General features: G+C 67.1%; 17 protein-coding genes. 6 read left to right on the top strand and 11 right to left on the bottom strand.

The genetic code is table 11. The annotated features are described in order from the left end of the window. Positions 1–9 precede the first annotated feature (9 nt). The 4 genes from ACQP0C_RS30050 to tsaA are packed head-to-tail and all read right to left on the bottom strand — an operon-like array spanning position 10 to position 4,789. On the bottom strand, positions 10–897 hold the full coding sequence (locus ACQP0C_RS30050) for an alpha/beta hydrolase (RefSeq protein WP_433725336.1): 888 nt from the start codon (positions 895–897) through the stop codon (positions 10–12). Further along, positions 894–2,654 (bottom strand): M20/M25/M40 family metallo-hydrolase, encoded by a 1,761-nt coding sequence (locus ACQP0C_RS30045; protein ID WP_433725334.1) that lies wholly within the window; start codon positions 2,652–2,654, stop codon positions 894–896. The genes ACQP0C_RS30050 and ACQP0C_RS30045 overlap by 4 nt, the downstream gene beginning before the upstream one ends. Continuing rightward, complete coding sequence (locus ACQP0C_RS30040) at positions 2,651–4,312, bottom strand: CocE/NonD family hydrolase (protein WP_433725333.1); 1,662 nt, start codon at positions 4,310–4,312, stop codon at positions 2,651–2,653. The genes ACQP0C_RS30045 and ACQP0C_RS30040 overlap by 4 nt, the downstream gene beginning before the upstream one ends. Before the next feature lie 57 nt (positions 4,313–4,369). After that, positions 4,370–4,789 (bottom strand): tRNA (N6-threonylcarbamoyladenosine(37)-N6)-methyltransferase TrmO, encoded by a 420-nt coding sequence (gene tsaA / locus ACQP0C_RS30035; protein WP_433725331.1) that lies wholly within the window; start codon positions 4,787–4,789, stop codon positions 4,370–4,372. Between tsaA and ACQP0C_RS30030 the strand changes: the two genes are divergently transcribed. Further along, entirely contained in the window at positions 4,788–5,051 is a 264-nt protein-coding gene (locus tag ACQP0C_RS30030; RefSeq protein WP_433725329.1) for a hypothetical protein, read from the top strand. The two genes, tsaA and ACQP0C_RS30030, sit on opposite strands and share 2 nt — an antisense overlap. Here the strand turns inward: ACQP0C_RS30030 and ACQP0C_RS30025 are convergent. Beyond that, positions 5,021–5,362 carry a VOC family protein gene (locus ACQP0C_RS30025; RefSeq protein WP_433725327.1) on the bottom strand — a complete coding sequence of 114 codons (342 nt, stop codon included), beginning with the start codon at positions 5,360–5,362 and terminating at the stop codon, positions 5,021–5,023. The two genes, ACQP0C_RS30030 and ACQP0C_RS30025, sit on opposite strands and share 31 nt — an antisense overlap. Before the next feature lie 87 nt (positions 5,363–5,449). On the opposite strand from ACQP0C_RS30025, the gene ACQP0C_RS30020 reads away from it, so the two are divergent. The 4 genes from ACQP0C_RS30020 to ACQP0C_RS30005 all read left to right on the top strand — a co-directional run bounded on the left by ACQP0C_RS30020 (position 5,450) and on the right by ACQP0C_RS30005 (position 8,242). Further along, positions 5,450–6,298 (top strand): sigma-70 family RNA polymerase sigma factor, encoded by an 849-nt coding sequence (locus tag ACQP0C_RS30020; protein ID WP_433725325.1) that lies wholly within the window; start codon positions 5,450–5,452, stop codon positions 6,296–6,298. Positions 6,299–6,390: 92 nt separating this feature from the next. Next, on the top strand, positions 6,391–6,852 hold the full coding sequence (locus ACQP0C_RS30015) for a DoxX family protein (protein ID WP_433725323.1): 462 nt from the start codon (positions 6,391–6,393) through the stop codon (positions 6,850–6,852). Between the two features lie 153 nt (positions 6,853–7,005). After that, a complete protein-coding gene (locus ACQP0C_RS30010; protein ID WP_433725321.1) occupies positions 7,006–7,455 on the top strand; it encodes a TY-Chap domain-containing protein in 450 nt (149 codons plus the stop codon). Positions 7,456–7,498: 43 nt separating this feature from the next. Further along, positions 7,499–8,242 (top strand): DUF4191 domain-containing protein, encoded by a 744-nt coding sequence (locus tag ACQP0C_RS30005; protein ID WP_433725319.1) that lies wholly within the window; start codon positions 7,499–7,501, stop codon positions 8,240–8,242. Positions 8,243–8,292: 50 nt separating this feature from the next. On the opposite strand, the gene ACQP0C_RS30000 is transcribed toward ACQP0C_RS30005, so the two are convergent. Next, positions 8,293–8,673, bottom strand: a complete 381-nt coding sequence (locus tag ACQP0C_RS30000; RefSeq protein WP_433725317.1) for a YrdB family protein — start codon at positions 8,671–8,673, stop codon at positions 8,293–8,295. An 84-nt stretch (positions 8,674–8,757) separates the two neighbouring features. Next, positions 8,758–9,288 (bottom strand): RDD family protein, encoded by a 531-nt coding sequence (locus tag ACQP0C_RS29995; protein ID WP_433725315.1) that lies wholly within the window; start codon positions 9,286–9,288, stop codon positions 8,758–8,760. A 253-nt stretch (positions 9,289–9,541) separates the two neighbouring features. Between ACQP0C_RS29995 and glnA the strand changes: the two genes are divergently transcribed. Continuing rightward, the gene (glnA, locus tag ACQP0C_RS29990; protein WP_433679614.1) at positions 9,542–10,978 is read left to right on the top strand and encodes a type I glutamate--ammonia ligase; all 1,437 of its coding nucleotides are present in this window, start codon (positions 9,542–9,544) and stop codon (positions 10,976–10,978) included. A gap of 299 nt (positions 10,979–11,277) precedes the next feature. Here the strand turns inward: glnA and ACQP0C_RS29985 are convergent, their stop codons facing one another. From ACQP0C_RS29985 to ACQP0C_RS29970, 4 genes are all read right to left on the bottom strand, one after another. After that, positions 11,278–11,889, bottom strand: a complete 612-nt coding sequence (locus ACQP0C_RS29985; protein WP_433725313.1) for a hypothetical protein — start codon at positions 11,887–11,889, stop codon at positions 11,278–11,280. Positions 11,890–12,085: 196 nt separating this feature from the next. Continuing rightward, the gene (locus ACQP0C_RS29980; RefSeq protein WP_433725311.1) at positions 12,086–12,754 is read right to left on the bottom strand and encodes a class I SAM-dependent methyltransferase; all 669 of its coding nucleotides are present in this window, start codon (positions 12,752–12,754) and stop codon (positions 12,086–12,088) included. Between the two features lie 46 nt (positions 12,755–12,800). Continuing rightward, positions 12,801–13,010, bottom strand: coding sequence for a hypothetical protein (locus tag ACQP0C_RS29975; protein ID WP_433734703.1), 210 nt, complete (start codon positions 13,008–13,010; stop codon positions 12,801–12,803). Between the two features lie 497 nt (positions 13,011–13,507). Next, on the bottom strand, positions 13,508–16,306 hold the full coding sequence (locus tag ACQP0C_RS29970; protein ID WP_433725309.1) for a LuxR C-terminal-related transcriptional regulator: 2,799 nt from the start codon (positions 16,304–16,306) through the stop codon (positions 13,508–13,510). Positions 16,307–16,319 lie beyond the last annotated feature (13 nt).

Below are 16,319 nucleotides of genomic sequence, written 5' to 3'. Positions count from 1 at the left end.
GGTCCGAGCCTACTTGCCGGTGTCGGCGGTGATGTGGGTGTCCAGCCACGCCACCACGTCGGAGAGCACCTTGTCCTGTTCGGGTTCGTTGAAGACCTCGTGATAGAGACCCTCATAGCGGATCACCGTGAGATCCTTCGCGGCCGCGGACCGCTCGATCAGATCGGTGCTCGACGGTGCGGCGATGACGTCGGCGGTGCCGTGCAGCACCAGCAGCGGCACGGTGAGCTTGTCCAGGCGGCTCTTGACGAACTCGGTGGCGTTCAGCATCTCCACGCCGGTGCGGGCCGGGAGTTTGCCGCGGAAGACCAGTGGATCGTCGTCATAGGCGCGAACCACCTCGGGATCGCGGCTGATCATCGACGAATCCAGTTTCAGCACACCGAGATTCGGGGCGAACCGGGACACCAGCGGGCCGAGCAGGCGCTGTAGCGGATTGCCGACGGCGATGTCCAGCGGCGGCGCCGAGACCACGATGCCATCGACATCGATCGGTGCGCGGGTGGCCAGATACAGCGTGATCAGGCTGCCCATCGAATGCGCGACCAGGAACCGCGGCACATCCGGATGTTCGCGGCTGGCGATCTTCAGCATCTCCGCGACATTGTCGGCGGCGCCCGCCATGGAGCCGATATTGGCGTTATTGCCCGCGGACTTGCCGTGGCCGATGTGGTCGAGTGCGTAGACGGCGAAACCGCTATCCACCAGGCGCTTTCCGACATGGGTGTAGCGGCCCGAATGCTCCGCGACGCCGTGCACGAGCACGATCACCGCGCGCGCCGAGGTCTCGGGAAGCCATGCGCGCCAAGCGATCCGGCTGCCGATGCCGTCGAATTCGCCGGTCTCGGTGCCCGGTACCGGCTCGGGGGACTCGCTGGCCTGCGGATCGGTTGTCATGCATCGGCTCCTGGGGTCGGTGGCGGCGCAGCGAGCTGATCGATCAGCCGCCGGTTGAACTCGATGAGCCGAGCGTAGTTCACCAGCGAGATGCGCTCATCGGTTCCGTGGATCGTTTCCACATCCGCCTGGGTCAGCACGATGGGCGCGAAGTTGCACCGAGTCGTCGCGAGGTCGTCGTAATGTCGCGAATCGGTGGCGCCCGGAACGATTCCGCTGGTCACGGCGATATCGGGGACGACGGCCTCGGCGAGGTCGGCGATCAGGTCGAAGGCGGGACCGGGCGGACGGTCCGCGGACGGCTCCGAGGTCATGCCGACGAGTTCGATCCGCACCCCCGCGTCCCGCACCACCTTGCGGCAGTGTTCGAGCACCGCCGCGACCGAATCGCCGGGCAGGATGCGGAAATTCACCAGGGCCTCGGCCTGCTGCGGCAGCACATTGGGTTTGACGCCGCCGCGGATGACCGTCGGCGCGGTCGTCGTGCGCACCAGCGCCTCCGTCTGGGGACGGGCCGCCAGCACCCTGGTGATCACGGGGGCGGCCACCCCGGCGAATGCGAGCAGGCGGCGGCGATAGTCGGGCATGACGCGGCGCAGTCGCGCGACCATATCCGCCACGACCGGTGTCATGCGCAGCGGCATCGGATGGTCCTGGACCCGGCCCACCGCGCGGGCGATCCGGCCGACGGCGGTCTGCGCACCGGGCATGGACGAATGCCCGCCCACCGCCGATACCGAAAGCCGAACGGTCGCATAGCCTTTCTCGCCCACCATGATCGAGGCGACCGGCCGGTCGACGCCGTCCGCGACGCCGTCGAGAATTACCCCGCCCTCATCGAGCAGCAGATCCGCGTGCACACCGGATTCCCGCAGCCACTGCGCCATCCGGACCGCACCGTCATCGCCGAACACCTCCTCGTCGTGCCCGAAGGCCAGATAGATGGTGTGCCGCGGTCGAAGTCCGGCCGCCAGCGCGGATTCGACCGCCTCCAAAATGGCGATCAGCCGACTCTTGTCATCGATCGCTCCACGGCCCCAGATGAATTCGTCGTCCACCACGCCCGCGAACGGCGGATGTGTCCACCGCCGTGGCTCATCGACCGGCACCACGTCCTGATGTGCGAGCAGAATCGCCGACACCTTATCCGGCTCGACGCCCGGCCAGCGGTACAGCCTGCTGTGCCCGAACCGCCGCAGCTCCAGTTCAGCGTGCACCAGCGGGAACGACCGCTCGAGGTGCGCGGCGAGACGAATGAACTCGGCGTCGCTGTCGTCGGTAACGAGAGTGCCGTACCGCTCGGTGGATTCCGCTGGCTCGGCACCGCGCCGCGCGATGGATTCGGCAGCTCGGTCGGGGGACACGGGTGCCCGGTCGAGGGACACGGGTGCCCGGTCGGGGGACACGGGTGCCCGGTCGGGGGACACGGGTGCCCGGTCGGGGGACACGGGTGCCCGGTCGGGGGACACGGGTGCCCGGTCGGGGGACACGGCAGCCCGGTCGGGGGACACGGCAATCCGGTCGGGGGACACGGCAACCCAGTCGGGAGACACGGCACCGTTCCGTGCGGCGTCGGCCGGTTTGCCGGAGCCGGTATCCGCCGATCCTTCGGACCCGGCACCCTGCCGCGTTGTCGACGCGATATCCGGCGGCTCGTGCGAAATCGTCGCGCATCGCAGGGCGTAGGCGAGACGTTCGGCGATCTGGGCGTCGACAACCACGGCGGTCGGTCGGGTCTGCGCGGCGCTACCTGTCATCGAGGGCCGGACTCGTTCGGCAAATTCATGGGCATCACTGCATTCTTCAACACATCGGCGCCGAGGGTGCGAACCTTCTGGTCGCGCCATTTCGCCCAGGCCTCACTGGTACCGCCGGTGAGGTCGGGGGTGCGCGGGGTGCCGAGTAGCGGCAGCTCCAGGCGGGCCGCGAGCACGGTGACCTGGCTGTTGGCGGCGGCATGAGACCAGACATCGTCGACGACGTCGGTGATGCGGACACCGAGGCGGTCCCCGGCGCGCAGGGGCCAGTCCTGAGCCAGGAGTCTGATATCGGCGGTGTCGGCGACGGGGGCTATGCCGCGGGTGATAACGGTGGCGCGGCCGTCGGGCGCGATATCGAACAGTTCGACCGCGACCGTCGCGGCGGGCGGACCGGACAGTTGCAGCGCTGCCGTCGGGATGCCGGAGATGTGCTGGTCGGTGGTCAGCGGTTCGGAAATGGACCAGATTTCGCGGTCGGGTCCGGGGAGCAGGCCGCGGTCGGTGTAGACACCGGTCCGCAGGTCGATCGGGACCCGACGCGCATCCGCGGGCGGCCAGGCGGTCTCGGAGCGCCAGCCACCATCGAATTGGCCGACGGTGATGCGTGGCCCCGGCACCTGGACATCGCGCCCGGCGACGTGCTTGTCGAAGAAGGCGAGCAGCTCGGTATCGAAATCCGGTGTGCCGCATTTGGTGTCGCAGTCGCTGTGGCCCCATTCGCCGAAGAAGGCGCGGTGATCGCCGGGGCCGAGCGCGTTCCAGACGTCGAATACCCGGTAGGCGCGGGTGTTGTAGTCGAGAAAGCCCTGGCCGAGGAACAGCGGAATCGTATTGCCGCGCAACTGTTCCACCAGATCGCGTGCGCGCCAGAACGCGGTGCCGCCATCGTGATTCGTGGTGTTCGCCGCGAATTGCGCGTAGCACTCGGGGGATATCTGGACGGCATTGGACTGGTATTCGGGGGGGTCGTCGGGTCGGCCCGGTGTGGAGGCGATGAGCAGATGCTCCATACCTGTCGTATCCGATGGCCGAATGCCCTGCTCGGTCACCGGCTTACCGGAGAACTTCCAGGAAACGCCCTGCATGTACACATAGGAATACGGGTCGACGACCGGTCCGAACGATGCGACGGCGGCCAGGCCCGCTGGCTTGGTCGCCAAGCCCATCATCCCGGTCCAGCCCTCGTAGGAGGTGCCGATCATGCCCACCCGGCCGGTCGACCACGGTTGTTCCGCCGCCCACGTCACCGCGGTGGCCACATCCGAACGTTCGCCCGGCCCACCGAAATCCGGGCAGCCGGAGGAGCCGCCGTATCCGCGCAGGTCGACGATGACATAGGTGTAGCCCGCGTTCAGGAACATCGCCACATGCAGGTCGTCGGTAGACGGACCGCCCTGCAGCCGCGGCACGCTCAGATAGGCGGCATGCGAGCGATACGGGCTGACGGTGAGCACCACCGGCGTGCGGGTGTCCGCGGCGATACCCTCCGGCCGCAGGATATCGGCGTGCAGCCGAGTGCCGTCGGCAGCGGTGATATAGCTCTGCGACCACTCATACGGCACGCCGACCGGCTCCGCCGCCGTCACCGGTGCCAGCACGCCGAGTATCAACAGAATCCCGGCCAACCCGCGCCACCACATCGAACCCACGATCACCCGAGAACTATCGACCGCTGCTGGTCGATAGTCCAGCCCCCGGAACGGGGGTGGCGCTCAGCGCTCCCCGGCCGGACCGAGGAGCGGCTTCAAGTCCAGCACCGGGGTGCCATCGATCGCTTCCAGACCGTGCACGGTGAGGATGCGCCCGTCGCTCTCGGCGATCGTGACCCGATGCAGTCCAATGGGATTCGGCCGATCGGGTGAGCGCGTCGCGAACACTCCGGTCTCCGGACGTGCGCGATCCCCGCGCGGATGCACCGCGAGCACCGTCCGATCCGCCTGATGCAGCCAGGTGAGCACAATCACCTCATCGCCGGGGCGCAGGTCCTTTGCCGCCGCGACTACCTCCGAGTTCAGGACGATCTCCGCTGGCGGAGCTCCTTCGTCACCTTGTCGGGGCGCATCCGCCCGATTGCTCAGCGGCGAACGCACCCAGCCGATGGGGCGCACTTGATACTGCTCGGACGAATTCATGCCTGCCTCTCGGCTCTCGCGTCGGCATGCGATTCCGTTCGCCCACGCATCGATCCCTCCTTCTTACCGTGCTGCGGCACGGCAACTGCTGGCCGCGAGGGTCGCGGTGCTCGACCGCAAGGCACTCGATGTCGCGGCCCGCCCGCCCGAACTGTCCTGGACGGCCGATCACCATGCGCTCGGGTTGGTCCGAGTGCACGGTGATCAGCGGCCAGGTTCCGACCGGGCGGACTACGGCTGGAGCAGGCCGATGAGGTTGTGATCGGCGTCGGTGAGGGTGGCGATCAGTTTGCCGCCGCCCACGTCGCGGGGCTCGTCCTGCACGGTGGCGCCCGCTTCGACCATGGCGGCGATCTGCTTGGTGATGTCCTCGACGTGCCAGTATCCGACCGGGCCGGTCATGCCCTTCTTCGCGCCGTTCGGGTCGAGGCCGATGTCCTGACCCGCCACGCGGTAGCCGACGTAGTACGGGGTGTCCGCGGTCGGCTCCGAGTCGAACAGCGCGCCGTACACGCTCTTCGCCTTGACCAGGTCGGTCACGGGGTACACGATGGTCTGCAGTCCAGCGGTCATGATTCGCTCCTCGTTCGCGGTGATTGTCGTTCCGGTTCTGGCTTCCGGTTCATGTACATGACCAGCCCCATCGGGAGAATGTGACAAATGGACGAGAATTTCCTTGCCGAGCGCTTCGAGGAGCACCGCACGCATCTGCTCGCGGTCGCGTATCGCATCCTGGGCTCCGGCAGCGAGGCCGATGACGCCGTCCAAGAGGCCTGGCTGCGACTCAGCCGCTCCGACAGCGACGAGATCGAGAATCTGGGTGGCTGGCTGACCACCGTGGTCGCCCGGGTCTGCCTGAATATGCTGCAGTCGCGCAAGACGCGACGCGAGGAACCGCTCGACGATGTCGAACCGCTGCCCGAGCCCGACGGTCCGGAACAGCAAGCGGTACTCGGCGATTCGATCGGGCTGGCATTGCTCGTCGTACTCGATACCCTGGCACCGCCGGAGCGGCTGTCATTCGTACTGCACGATATGTTCGCCGTGCCATTCGATGAGATCGCCCCGATCGTCGGCAAAACCCCAGCAGCCGCACGGCAATTGGCCAGCCGGGCGCGGCGTCGGGTACAGGGGGTCAGGGCCGCCGCCGACCGCGACCGCCAGCGCGAGGTCGTCGACGCATTCCTCGCCGCATCGCGCGGCGGTGAATTCGAGGCATTGCTGACCCTGCTCGATCCGGATGTGGTGCTGCGCGTCGATGCCGCGGCGCTGGCCACCGGCGCCGCCGCCGCGCAGGGTCCGAACGCCGTCGCGCAGACGTTCTCCGGCCGGGCCAGGGCGGCGCAACTCGCGCTCGTCGACGGGCGCGCCGGCCTGGTATGGGCCGTCGGCGGCACCCCGCGCGTGGTCTTCGATTTCACGGTCTCCGAGGGCCGCATCGTCGCCATCGACCTGCTCGCCGACCCGCAGACCCTGGAGCTCATGGACCTCGAGCTGCTGGCGGGCTGAGTCTCGTCTGTCACATCCGGATCGCCGCGCCGGTCAGGGGTGTGACGGCGCGCGAGCAGAGCGCGCCGCGGGCACGAGGCAGGAGAGCCACGATGAGCAATACCCGATCGATCGCCTATTGGGTCACCACTGGGCTGTTGATTTTCGTACTCGCGACGGGCGGCGTCGCCGACCTGACCCACCGCGGCGGCACCGCGGCGGGCATGACGGAATTGGGTTATCCGACCTATGTCATGACCATCCTCGGATTCTGGAAAGTGCTCGGCGCCATGGCCATTGCCGCACCCCGTTTTCCGCTGGTGAAGGAATGGGCCTATGCCGGTGCGTTTTTCGATCTGACCGGTGGACTCGCATCGCATATCGGACACCATTCCGCGGTGAATCACCTGATCTACACCGGCTTTTTCGCGATATGTGTGGTGGCGTCGTGGGTATTGCGGCCCGCGAGCCGCAAACTCGCAGTGCCGGTTTTCCGTGGGCTCGGCCGTGCTCCGGAATCGGCCGGGCGCCAGCACCGGACGATGCCATCGGGATCGGTCGGCGCCGCCGCATGATCCCCGGTCGTGAGTGGCCCGTCGTTCGAGCAAACGACGGGCCATTCGCTTTTGCTATCGCAGATGTGAAGGCCGCACCCGGTCAACAAGATTCGGCTGGTGTCTCAGGCAGTGCGGCGTAAGATCGGGCCGGTGCGCGTCCCCGGGGGAAGTATGAGTGAGCCGGTGACCACGGATTGGGACAGATTCGTGCGGGCACTGGCGCAATGCCTATCCGAACTACCTTCCCGAGCAACGCTGATCATCGCCGCGCCCGGCAATAAATACGTCCAATTCGTGCAATACGACATCAAGCTGTCCGTCGAACTGGCCGGCAATTCCTATCTCACCCAGCCCATCTCGCCGACCGCTGAGCACACCCTGCGCGATCTCGGCTGGCACGAACCGGTCGCGCGGCGCGGGATCGACAACTGGACCCGCACCCTGCTGTGGCCCCTTTCGATGGACACCCTGGTCGGACTCGCCGGCTCGGTCGCCATCGGCCTGCGCGACGCGCTCGGCGTCGGCACCCCGGTGGAGCTGCGCGCCATGGGCTGGACCGAGACCTCCGGTGATCTGGACCTCACCGCACTGGGGCCGATCGCGCACCGCGGCGTGCACTGACGCGGTGGGGAGACCCGCCCGACGTGGCACTATCCTGTGAACCATGGCAGTAGGCAAGGGCGGCACGCCGTCGAAGGAAGCGAAGGCCGCGGCTAAGGCGGCGCGCAAGCAGCAGTCGAAAGAACGCCGCCAGCAGCTCTGGCAGGCCTTCCAGATGCAGCGCAAGGAAGACAAGCTGCTGCTGCCTTTGATGATCGGCGCCGTCGTCGGCATCACCGCCGTTTTCCTGGTGATCGGCCTGTTCTTCGGGCTGCAGTGGTTCCTACTGCCGCTCGGTCTGCTGCTCGGCGTGCTGGTCGCGTTCATCATCTTCGGGCGTCGGGTGCAACGCAACGTCTATGCCAAGGCCGAGGGCCAAGCGGGCGCGGCGGCGTGGGTGCTGGAGAATCTGCAGGGCAAGTGGCGGGTCAGCAATGGCGTCGCCGCGACCACCCAGCTCGACGCGGTGCACCGGGTGATCGGCCTGCCGGGCGTCATCCTGATCGGCGAGGGTGCCCCGCAGCGGCTGAAATCGCTGCTGGCCCAGGAGAAGAAGCGCACCGCCCGGCTCATCGGCGACACCCCGATCTACGACATCATCATCGGCAATGACGAGGGCCAGATCCCGCTCAAGGAGTTGCAGAAGCACCTCACCAAGCTGCCCCGCAATATCGACACCAAGCGCATGGACCTCATCGAGGGCCGCCTCACCGCGCTGAGCTCGCGCAGCGGCCCCGCACTGCCCAAGGGCCCGATGCCCGCCGGCGCCAAGATGCGCGGTGTGCAACGCACCATCCGTCGGCGCTGATTCGATGCCACAGGCCCGCATCCCTCGACTTGGGATGCGGGCCTTTTCCGTCAGGCCGCCGGGGCGGTGGTGAGCAGCCAGGCGATCCTGTCGTACGCGAGTGCGTGGTAGATCACCAGCACCGCGGTGCAGATCAGCGCCCACTGGGGCAGCCCGGCGATCCACAGCGCGGCCGCCGCGCCGAACAGGACGATCAGTTCGACCACCAGCCGCACCGGTCCCGGCACCGCGACCGGTGCCGCACCGCTGCGGCTCGGATCGCCGGGAACGGCGAAGGTTCCCCACAGCGCGGCGGCGGCGACCGGCAGCACCACCACCAGGATGAAGCGCCATGGTGAGTCGAATGCCCGCCATCCGCAGATTCCGAAGGAGGAAATGGCGGTGAGTTCGAGCAGTAGGCGCAGCGCCAGCATGGCCGGATTCAGAGACACCGCCGGAGCCTAACGGGCAGTGCCCCAGCCGTCGTCCCGATGAAAGTCGGGTCTTTTTGCTGTCGGAAGGTTCGTGCGGGCGGGCTATCGCGAGCGGACGACGGCGGTACCGGTGGCGCGGTCGTGCATACCGCGGCCGTCGCCGTCGGTGAACAGGGCCGGGACCACGAAGACCAGCAGCACCTGCCGGGCCAGCGCCCGCACGAAACCGACGGCCACCGGGGCATCGACGCGGATCACCCGCAGGCGCAGGAAGTACTGACCGGGGGTGAAGCCGAACAACGACACCGCGACGACGCCGATGACGAACCACACGAGCAGGTTCGGCGTGGTGAGCGCGCTCACGATCACTTCGAAGTCGGTGGGGCGCGGCTTCCCGGCGGGGATATCCATTCCGGCGATGATCTTGTCCGGATTGGGCCGGACGATGATCGCGGTGATGCCGAGCGCGATGAACCAGTCCACCACCAGCGCGACGATGCGCCGCAACATGCCGACGAGCGAACCCGCGCCCGCGCGCGGCAGGCCGAGATTCTGGCCGGGGAACTCGGGGGTTGCCGGATCGCCCGGGTCCGCCGAAGGTCCGGAGAGCCAGGATCCGCTGATGCGTGCCATGCACCCCAGAATAGGCCCCTACGACCGGTTGTAGGACACCGCATTAATCGGAGCTGACCTCGGTGAGCAGCGCCGATGATGGCAGGACTACCATGCTGTTCGAGCCCGGTTGGCTTTCACCACCTGTCCAGCCGCACGTGTAACACTGGCGAAACACAGCCTTGATTACTGGGAAACACCGCGTCCATACCGTCTGGACGCGACGAACCCATGCAATCGACACTGGCTGGGAACCGATCCGTAAGGAGAACAAGTGACGTTCAGCACGGCCGACGAGGTCATCAAGTACATCAAGGAAGAGGAAGTCGAATACGTCGACATCCGCTTCAGTGATCTTCCGGGTGTGCAGCAGCACTTCTCGATCCCCGCGAAGGCTTTCACCGCTGACCTCGCTGAGGAAGGGCTAGCGTTCGACGGCTCCTCCGTCCGTGGCTTCCAGTCCATCGACGAGTCGGACATGCTGCTGCTCCCCGACTACAGCACCGCGCGTCTGGACCCGTTCCGCGCCGCCAAGACGCTGAACCTCAACTTCTTCGTGCACGATCCGTTCACCCGCGAGGCCTACAGCCGTGACCCGCGTAACGTCGCGCGCAAGGCGGAGGAGTACCTGCGGTCGACCGGCATCGCCGACACCGCGTACTTCGGCCCCGAGGCGGAGTTCTACATCTTCGACTCGATCCGCTACGACTCGGGCATGAACGGCGCCTTCTACGAGATCGAGTCGATCTCGGGCTCCTGGAACACCGGTAAGGAGTTCAACCCGGACGGCACCCGCAACCGCGGCTACAAGGTCCGCAACAAGGGTGGTTACTTCCCGGTCGCCCCGTACGACCACTACGTCGACCTGCGCGACAAGATCTCGACCAACCTGCAGAACGCGGGCTTCGAGCTCGAGCGCGGCCACCACGAGGTCGGCACCGCGGGCCAGGCCGAGATCAACTACCGGTTCAACACCCTGCTGCACGCGGCCGACGATCTGCAGCTGTTCAAGTACATCGTCAAGAACACCGCGTGGGCCGAGGGCAAGACCGTCACCTTCATGCCGAAGCCGCTCTTCGGTGACAACGGCTCGGGCATGCACGTGCACCAGTCGCTGTGGAAGGACGGCAAGCCGCTGTTCCACGATGAGTCCGGTTACGCGGGCCTGTCGGATCTGGCGCGTCACTACATCGGCGGCATCCTGCACCACGCGCCGTCGCTGCTGGCGTTCACCAACCCGACCGTGAACTCCTACCACCGCCTGGTTCCGGGCTACGAGGCGCCGATCAACCTGGTGTACTCGCAGCGCAACCGCTCCGCCGCGGTCCGCATCCCGGTCACCGGCAACAACCCGAAGGCCAAGCGCATCGAGTTCCGCGCTCCCGACTCCTCGGGTAACCCGTACCTGGCCTTCGCCGCCATGATGATGGCCGGTCTGGACGGCATCAAGAAGAAGATCGAGCCGAAGGCCCCGGTCGACAAGGACCTCTACGAGCTCCCGCCGGAGGAGGCCAAGGGCATCCCGCAGGCCCCCACCAGCCTGGCCTCGGTCATCGACCGCCTCGAGCAGGATCACGACTACCTGACCGAAGGCAACGTCTTCACCCCGGACCTCATCGAGACCTGGATCAGCCTCAAGCGCGAAAACGAAATCGCGCCCGTGAACCTGCGTCCGCACCCGTACGAGTTCGAGCTCTACTTCGACGTGTAAGCCTGACCTGCGTGTTCAGGTCTGATTCGGGCCTGGCGCACGCAGTGGGTACGCAGTAGACGGAATCGAGTCCATCCGCTCAGTGATCACAGCCGCGATCACCGGGCGGGTGGACTCGTCCGTATCCGGCCACCGGTGCCGTAGGTGTCCAAGGTGGTGGCGTTGCCGTCCGCTGACACCAATCTCATGAGATGGCACATCTAGCTGTGCCATCTCATGAGATTGGTTACACGGCCTCGTCGAGGTCGAACAGCTCCTCGACCCCCCGACCAGTCGGCCGCTATTTCACCTGCCCGTGCTCACGGCTGGCCGGTGGCGACCGCCTGTACGGCTTCGAAAAACTCCGGGCCGCCCATGACGTATCCGCCGACGGTTCCACCGATCAGCGCACCCACGGGAATGCTGATCCCCCATATCAGGGGCAGACACGCCCCGAGGATGCCGCCCACGATGGCACCGCCGACGACGCCGGGCAGGTTCTTGTTGATCTGCTCCTTGAGCCGGTCGTAGGAGCTGATGTCCTTCAGCTGGGCAATATCTTCTGCCGTCGGGGTCGATGTCAGGGTGCGGCCGTCCGCGCCGACGTGCTGCGCAATCGCGATCGAACGCCCGTCGACGGCGTACGATTCCGGCACTTCGGTCAGCGCCGCTCCGTCGCCGGACTCGAGCACCACCGCACCGTTCTGCGCGATCTCGAACTTGCCATTCTCGACGGTGGTGGTAACGACCCTGTCGACCGGCGAAATGGTGATCTGGTAGTTGATTCCGTGATCCACACCGGAAGTCGTGCCCTCCGCAGTCACCACGGTCGGCTGCTCCGTTACGGCCGGCTCTGCATGGGCGGTTGCCGCAGTGACACCCACGGCCGAGATGACGATGAAAACGGCAGCAGTGATTTTCTCGAACTTCATCCTTCGAATCCCTCCACTCAACTGCCCCTGATGGGCGGACCGAGTCAGACCTTAAGCGGTGTCGAATTCAATGGCGTGTAGCGCGCCACACGCAGTTCGAAGTCACTGCATTCCTGTTTCCCGTGTCTGCGGTGCAGGCCGGGTCGCCGAGTCCGATCAGTTGGCCTTCGAGATCATTACCGTGGAACCAAGGTCCTCAGATACCGCTTTTGGTCGCCGCACCCATGATCAGCGGTCGAACAATCGGGGGCTCTCCCCGCCACGACGCTTCCTGTACGTCTTCGAGCTTCAGCCCGCACGCCCGGATCAGCTCGAGGGTGGCACGGTTGCAGTGGCAGCCCTCCGCGAATCGGCGCCACGGGCCGGCGAGGCGGTCTTGCCAAGAGGCGAGTCGCGGCGACTCGGAACGCACATGCTCGAGAAACAGCAGCTGGCCGCGGGGGCGCAACACGCGCCCGATCTCCCGCAACACCCGATCAGGGTCGTCGACTGTACACAACACGAGCGTTGAGACGACCGTATCCACGGTTTCATCCGCGAACGGCAGTCGTTCCGCCGATGCGTCGAGCACACGCGCCCTACGTCGACTGCGACGCAGCCTCCGCGCCAAGCGCTCACGCATCGCGGGCTCCGGTTCGGTCAGGATCAGCTCGTCGAGACCGTCAGGGTAGTACTCCAGGTTGAGACCGGTACCACTGCCGAGTTCGACAGTCCGTCCCCTCGCACGGCCGAGCAAATTCCGTCGGCGAGCGCCCATACCCGCCCTCTCGCCCATCCACAGCAGGGGGTCATACAGCGCCGCGAATACCCGGGCCCACAGATCCGAGCCCTCCACCGCTGCCGCCGGCATGGCGCCACTGCTCACAAACTCGACGGTACGCCGGGCTCACCGACCTTGTACATGTGCGTTTTCATTGCGGTCCGTGGGTTTGGACCGGATTGTTCTCGGCGATTCCTGGAAACTCATCAAGGTCGCTGATCTGCCAGTCCGACAGCTCAGCGACCTCTGGCTCGTCCCGGTGGATCCAACCCCAAGGGCCGCGGCGCAGATAGGCGGTCCGCATTCCAACGTGCTCGGCCGGAGCCACGTCGTTGTCGATCCGATCGCCGACGTAAACGATCTCCGAGCCGGACCGGCGTACTGGCTATAGCGGGAATACCGGGGCTGGCGGCCTACAATGCCTATTTGCCGAGCCTGGAGGGCACGACCGATATCGCTGCGGATCGGACAATATCGCGCCCAGACGCCCCTGAGGCGGCCTCGCTCGTTTCCGCATTTACCGCGGTGTCCCTTTGGTCCTTGGATCGAGGAGGTACAGTCGCGGCCCCGCTACCGAGCAATCGGTCGCAAAAATGAACGAGCGACTTTCCAGCGGCTCAACGAATTCCATGTGGCGAAGGATTCTGGATGTAAGCGTCCAATTCGATCGGTGTATCTACTGCGGGTTGAGGTGCTGTCCGGTAATCGGTTTCGAGTGTCTTATATTGGCAGGCGTCGATCGGTACGTCGATAGCCGACCGGCCCTCTTATCGAGCGCGCGGCAGTCCCGCAAACCGCACGCCAAGCGAGAGCTATTGCGACGCAAAGTGTCCTGATGTGTACGGGTTCACGCAACCGCTACGGCGTCGGCGCGGTGAGGCCGAGGTTCGTGAGGGCGGCCGCGGCGGAGTGGTCGCCCATGAGGCTCAGGGTTCGGGCTCGCTGGTAGGGGCAGTGAGCGGTTTCGAATGCACTCGCGGTGGCGGAAAGGCGTTCGGGGGCGTTGTCGAGCAGGGCTGCGGCTCGGTCGACCAGGGCGGTGGCGATCGGGTTGCCGGACACTGCGGTTCGAGCCGTGGTGAGGTAGTCGCGGGCATTCGGATGAGCGGCGCGGACGGCTGCTTCGGCACGGAGTGCGAGGTACCAGTGGCGCCAGATCCAGATGACCTGCACGTCCATCTCGTCGGGGTCGGCCGCGAGGCCCGCCAGGGCACGATCGGGTTGTCCGTGGTGGAGCAGGACGATGGCGTCGAAAACGGCGCTGTAGGCAGCCTTCTGGTCGGGCGCCACACCGAGGTCGTCGATGATGGCCAGCCATTCGGCTCGCGCGTCGTCGTCACCGCGCAGGCCGTGGATCATGGCCACCGCGGCCGCCGCCATGCCGAGGTTGGGTGCGTGCAGGCGACCGGAGAGCTGCCACGCGTCGAGGAATCGCCTACTGCCGGCGAGGACGTTGTCGGCATAGCCAGCGAGTGCATCGGCCACCACCAGCCGCGAGGTGGCGAAGTCACCTCGTTCGGCCAGCAAGGGCAGGTCGCGAAGTTGTTCGGCCCAACGGCGGGCCCCAGCCAGGTCGCCCACGCCGATACCGGTATCGGATGCCTCGGCGAGCGCATTGACCCGTTCGAGCGCGCTGGCCGGCGTCACCGGAATCGCGGCGAGCAACTCGACGCGCCGCTGGGTCGTCGCCGCGGTGGCGAAGGTATCGCCCGCCCAGCACTGGGCGGCGGCGAGCGCGTCCAGCGCCGCGCTCTTGGCCAGCGGATCGCCGGTTCGGTAGGCCAGGTCGACCGCCCGCTCGGCGAGCGTAATCGGCTCGGGCACAAGAGCTTCCGGCGCGGAATCGGCAGTCTGGGCGAGCACTCCGCACTCGGCAAGGGCGATCGCGGCCAGGGCGGCCGGGTCGTCGTCGGCCAACTCGCGGGCCTCGGACAGCAGCGCCGCGGCCGCATTCGACGGCGGCGGTTCGGGGAAGGCCTCCGACATCCGGTATACGGTGATAGCGGCCGTGGCGAGGTCGCGGGCGGCCCTTGCGGTGTCACCGGCGCTGCGTGCGATGTCTGCGGCGCTGCGGTAAAGGCGATACATGTCCGCACCGCGCATCCGACATCCGGCGACCTCGGCGGCGTGCCGCAGCGCGGATGCGGCGGCGAGCGGGTCATCGGCTAGCGCTGCCGCCTGCTCGTATCGCTGCTGGGACTCGCCGACCAGATTCCGGGTGAAGGTCAGTCGGGCCAGGGACAAGGCCAGATCGTGTGCGGCGGCACGAAATTCGGATTGTTCGGCCGCCCAGGCCAGGGCTGCCCGGATATCGTCGACGGCCGCGTCGAATTGGGTGCGCCAGTCGGTGGCGGTCGTCAGGTCCCCGGTCAGCGCCGCGGCGGTCTTCGAGCACCAATGCAGGTGGCGCGCGAGCACTTCGGACAGCTCGCCGGTCTCGAGGAGTTGCTCCGTCTCGTACTGGCGGATCGTCTCCAGGGCCCGGTAGCGGGTGCCGCCCGCGGACGGCGCGGCGGTGAGCAGGCTCTGCTCGGCGAGCCGGGCCAGACCGTCGGCGACCGCGTTCGCTGCCAGCGGCGGATACCCGGCCACCTCGGCGGCGTCGGCGGCGGTGAACGGTGCGACGAAGACCGAGACGCGTCGGAGCAGGCACCGGTCCGAGGTGGTCAGCAGGGCCTGGCTCCAGTCGAGCATGGCCCGCACGGATCGGTGCCGGTCGTCGGCACGGCGTCCACCGACCAGGAGCCGCAGCGGATCGGCGAGACTCGCGGTGAGACCGTCGAGTCCGAGGGTGGGCAGCCGGGCAGCCGCGAGTTCGATCGGCAGCGCCAGACCGTCGAGCCGCTGGCAGACCTCGGTGACCTGATCCAATTGCTCCGATTCGATGGGCCAGCCAAGGGCGGCCGCTCGGTCCAGGAACAACGCGATCGCATCCGCGGTGGCGGCATCGTCGCCGAGAGATAGCGGTGGCACGGCATAGACCTGCTCGAAGGGCACCATGAGCCGAGCCCGGCTGGTCGCCAGTACGGTCACGCGCGGGCAGTGCGCGAGCAGGCGCTCGATGAACGGTGCCGCGCCCTCGCGCAGGTGCTCACAGTTGTCCAGGATGAGCAGGGTGTGGCGATCGGCGAGGGCGGTCAGCACCGAGTCGTCGAGGCTGCGGCCCTGTTGTTCGCCGAGGCCGAGCGCACGGGCCACCGCAGATCCGGTCATCGCCGGATCGGTCACCGGCACCAGGTCGACGAACCATGCGCCGTCGGCGAATTCACCCGCCAGATCCGCGGCAACGGCCAAGGCCAGCCGGGTTTTGCCGACACCGCCGGGGCCGAGTGCGGTCACGTGGCGCTGCGCCGCGACGGCCTGACGCAGTGCGGCCCGCTCCCGTGCCCGGCCGACGAACGATGTCAATGGCGAGGGGAGGACGGCCACCGCCTCGCTGCGCTCGGCCCGGGTGAGCTCGGCCGCGCGCTGGGCGAGCGCCCGGCGGTCGGGGACGCCGACCTTGCGCAGCAGCGAGGACACATGGGTCTCCACGGTGCGCACCGAGATGTAGAGCTGCGCGCCGATCTCGGCATTGCTTCGATGTTGCCCGATCAGGGTCAGAACTTCGGACTCGCGGTCGGAGATCCCGGCGGCAGCCACCTTCTGCTTTGACACGTCCCCATTCTCA

Source organism: Nocardia sp. CA-129566 (assembly GCF_050956075.1).
Classification (GTDB): Bacteria; Actinomycetota; Actinomycetes; order Mycobacteriales; family Mycobacteriaceae; genus Nocardia.
The sequence above is the reverse complement of the archived record's forward strand: the minus strand, read 5'-3'. Positions and strand labels throughout refer to the sequence as shown.

What these genes read in the sequence shown, in the direction of transcription:
- ACQP0C_RS30005 (WP_433725319.1), top strand. Translation starts at nt 7,499, where the DNA reads ATGGCAGTAGGCAAGGGCGGCACGCCGTCGAAGGAAGCGAAGGCCGCG.
- ACQP0C_RS29995 (WP_433725315.1), bottom strand. Translation starts at nt 9,288, where the DNA reads ATGGCACGCATCAGCGGATCCTGGCTCTCCGGACCTTCGGCGGACCCG.
- tsaA (WP_433725331.1), bottom strand. Translation starts at nt 4,789, where the DNA reads ATGAATTCGTCCGAGCAGTATCAAGTGCGCCCCATCGGCTGGGTGCGT.
- ACQP0C_RS30025 (WP_433725327.1), bottom strand. Translation starts at nt 5,362, where the DNA reads ATGACCGCTGGACTGCAGACCATCGTGTACCCCGTGACCGACCTGGTC.
- ACQP0C_RS30010 (WP_433725321.1), top strand. Translation starts at nt 7,006, where the DNA reads ATGAGTGAGCCGGTGACCACGGATTGGGACAGATTCGTGCGGGCACTG.
- ACQP0C_RS30050 (WP_433725336.1), bottom strand. Translation starts at nt 897, where the DNA reads ATGACAACCGATCCGCAGGCCAGCGAGTCCCCCGAGCCGGTACCGGGC.
- ACQP0C_RS30030 (WP_433725329.1), top strand. Translation starts at nt 4,788, where the DNA reads ATGCCTGCCTCTCGGCTCTCGCGTCGGCATGCGATTCCGTTCGCCCAC.
- ACQP0C_RS30015 (WP_433725323.1), top strand. Translation starts at nt 6,391, where the DNA reads ATGAGCAATACCCGATCGATCGCCTATTGGGTCACCACTGGGCTGTTG.
- ACQP0C_RS30020 (WP_433725325.1), top strand. Translation starts at nt 5,450, where the DNA reads ATGGACGAGAATTTCCTTGCCGAGCGCTTCGAGGAGCACCGCACGCAT.
- ACQP0C_RS30045 (WP_433725334.1), bottom strand. Translation starts at nt 2,654, where the DNA reads ATGACAGGTAGCGCCGCGCAGACCCGACCGACCGCCGTGGTTGTCGAC.
- ACQP0C_RS29985 (WP_433725313.1), bottom strand. Translation starts at nt 11,889, where the DNA reads ATGAAGTTCGAGAAAATCACTGCTGCCGTTTTCATCGTCATCTCGGCC.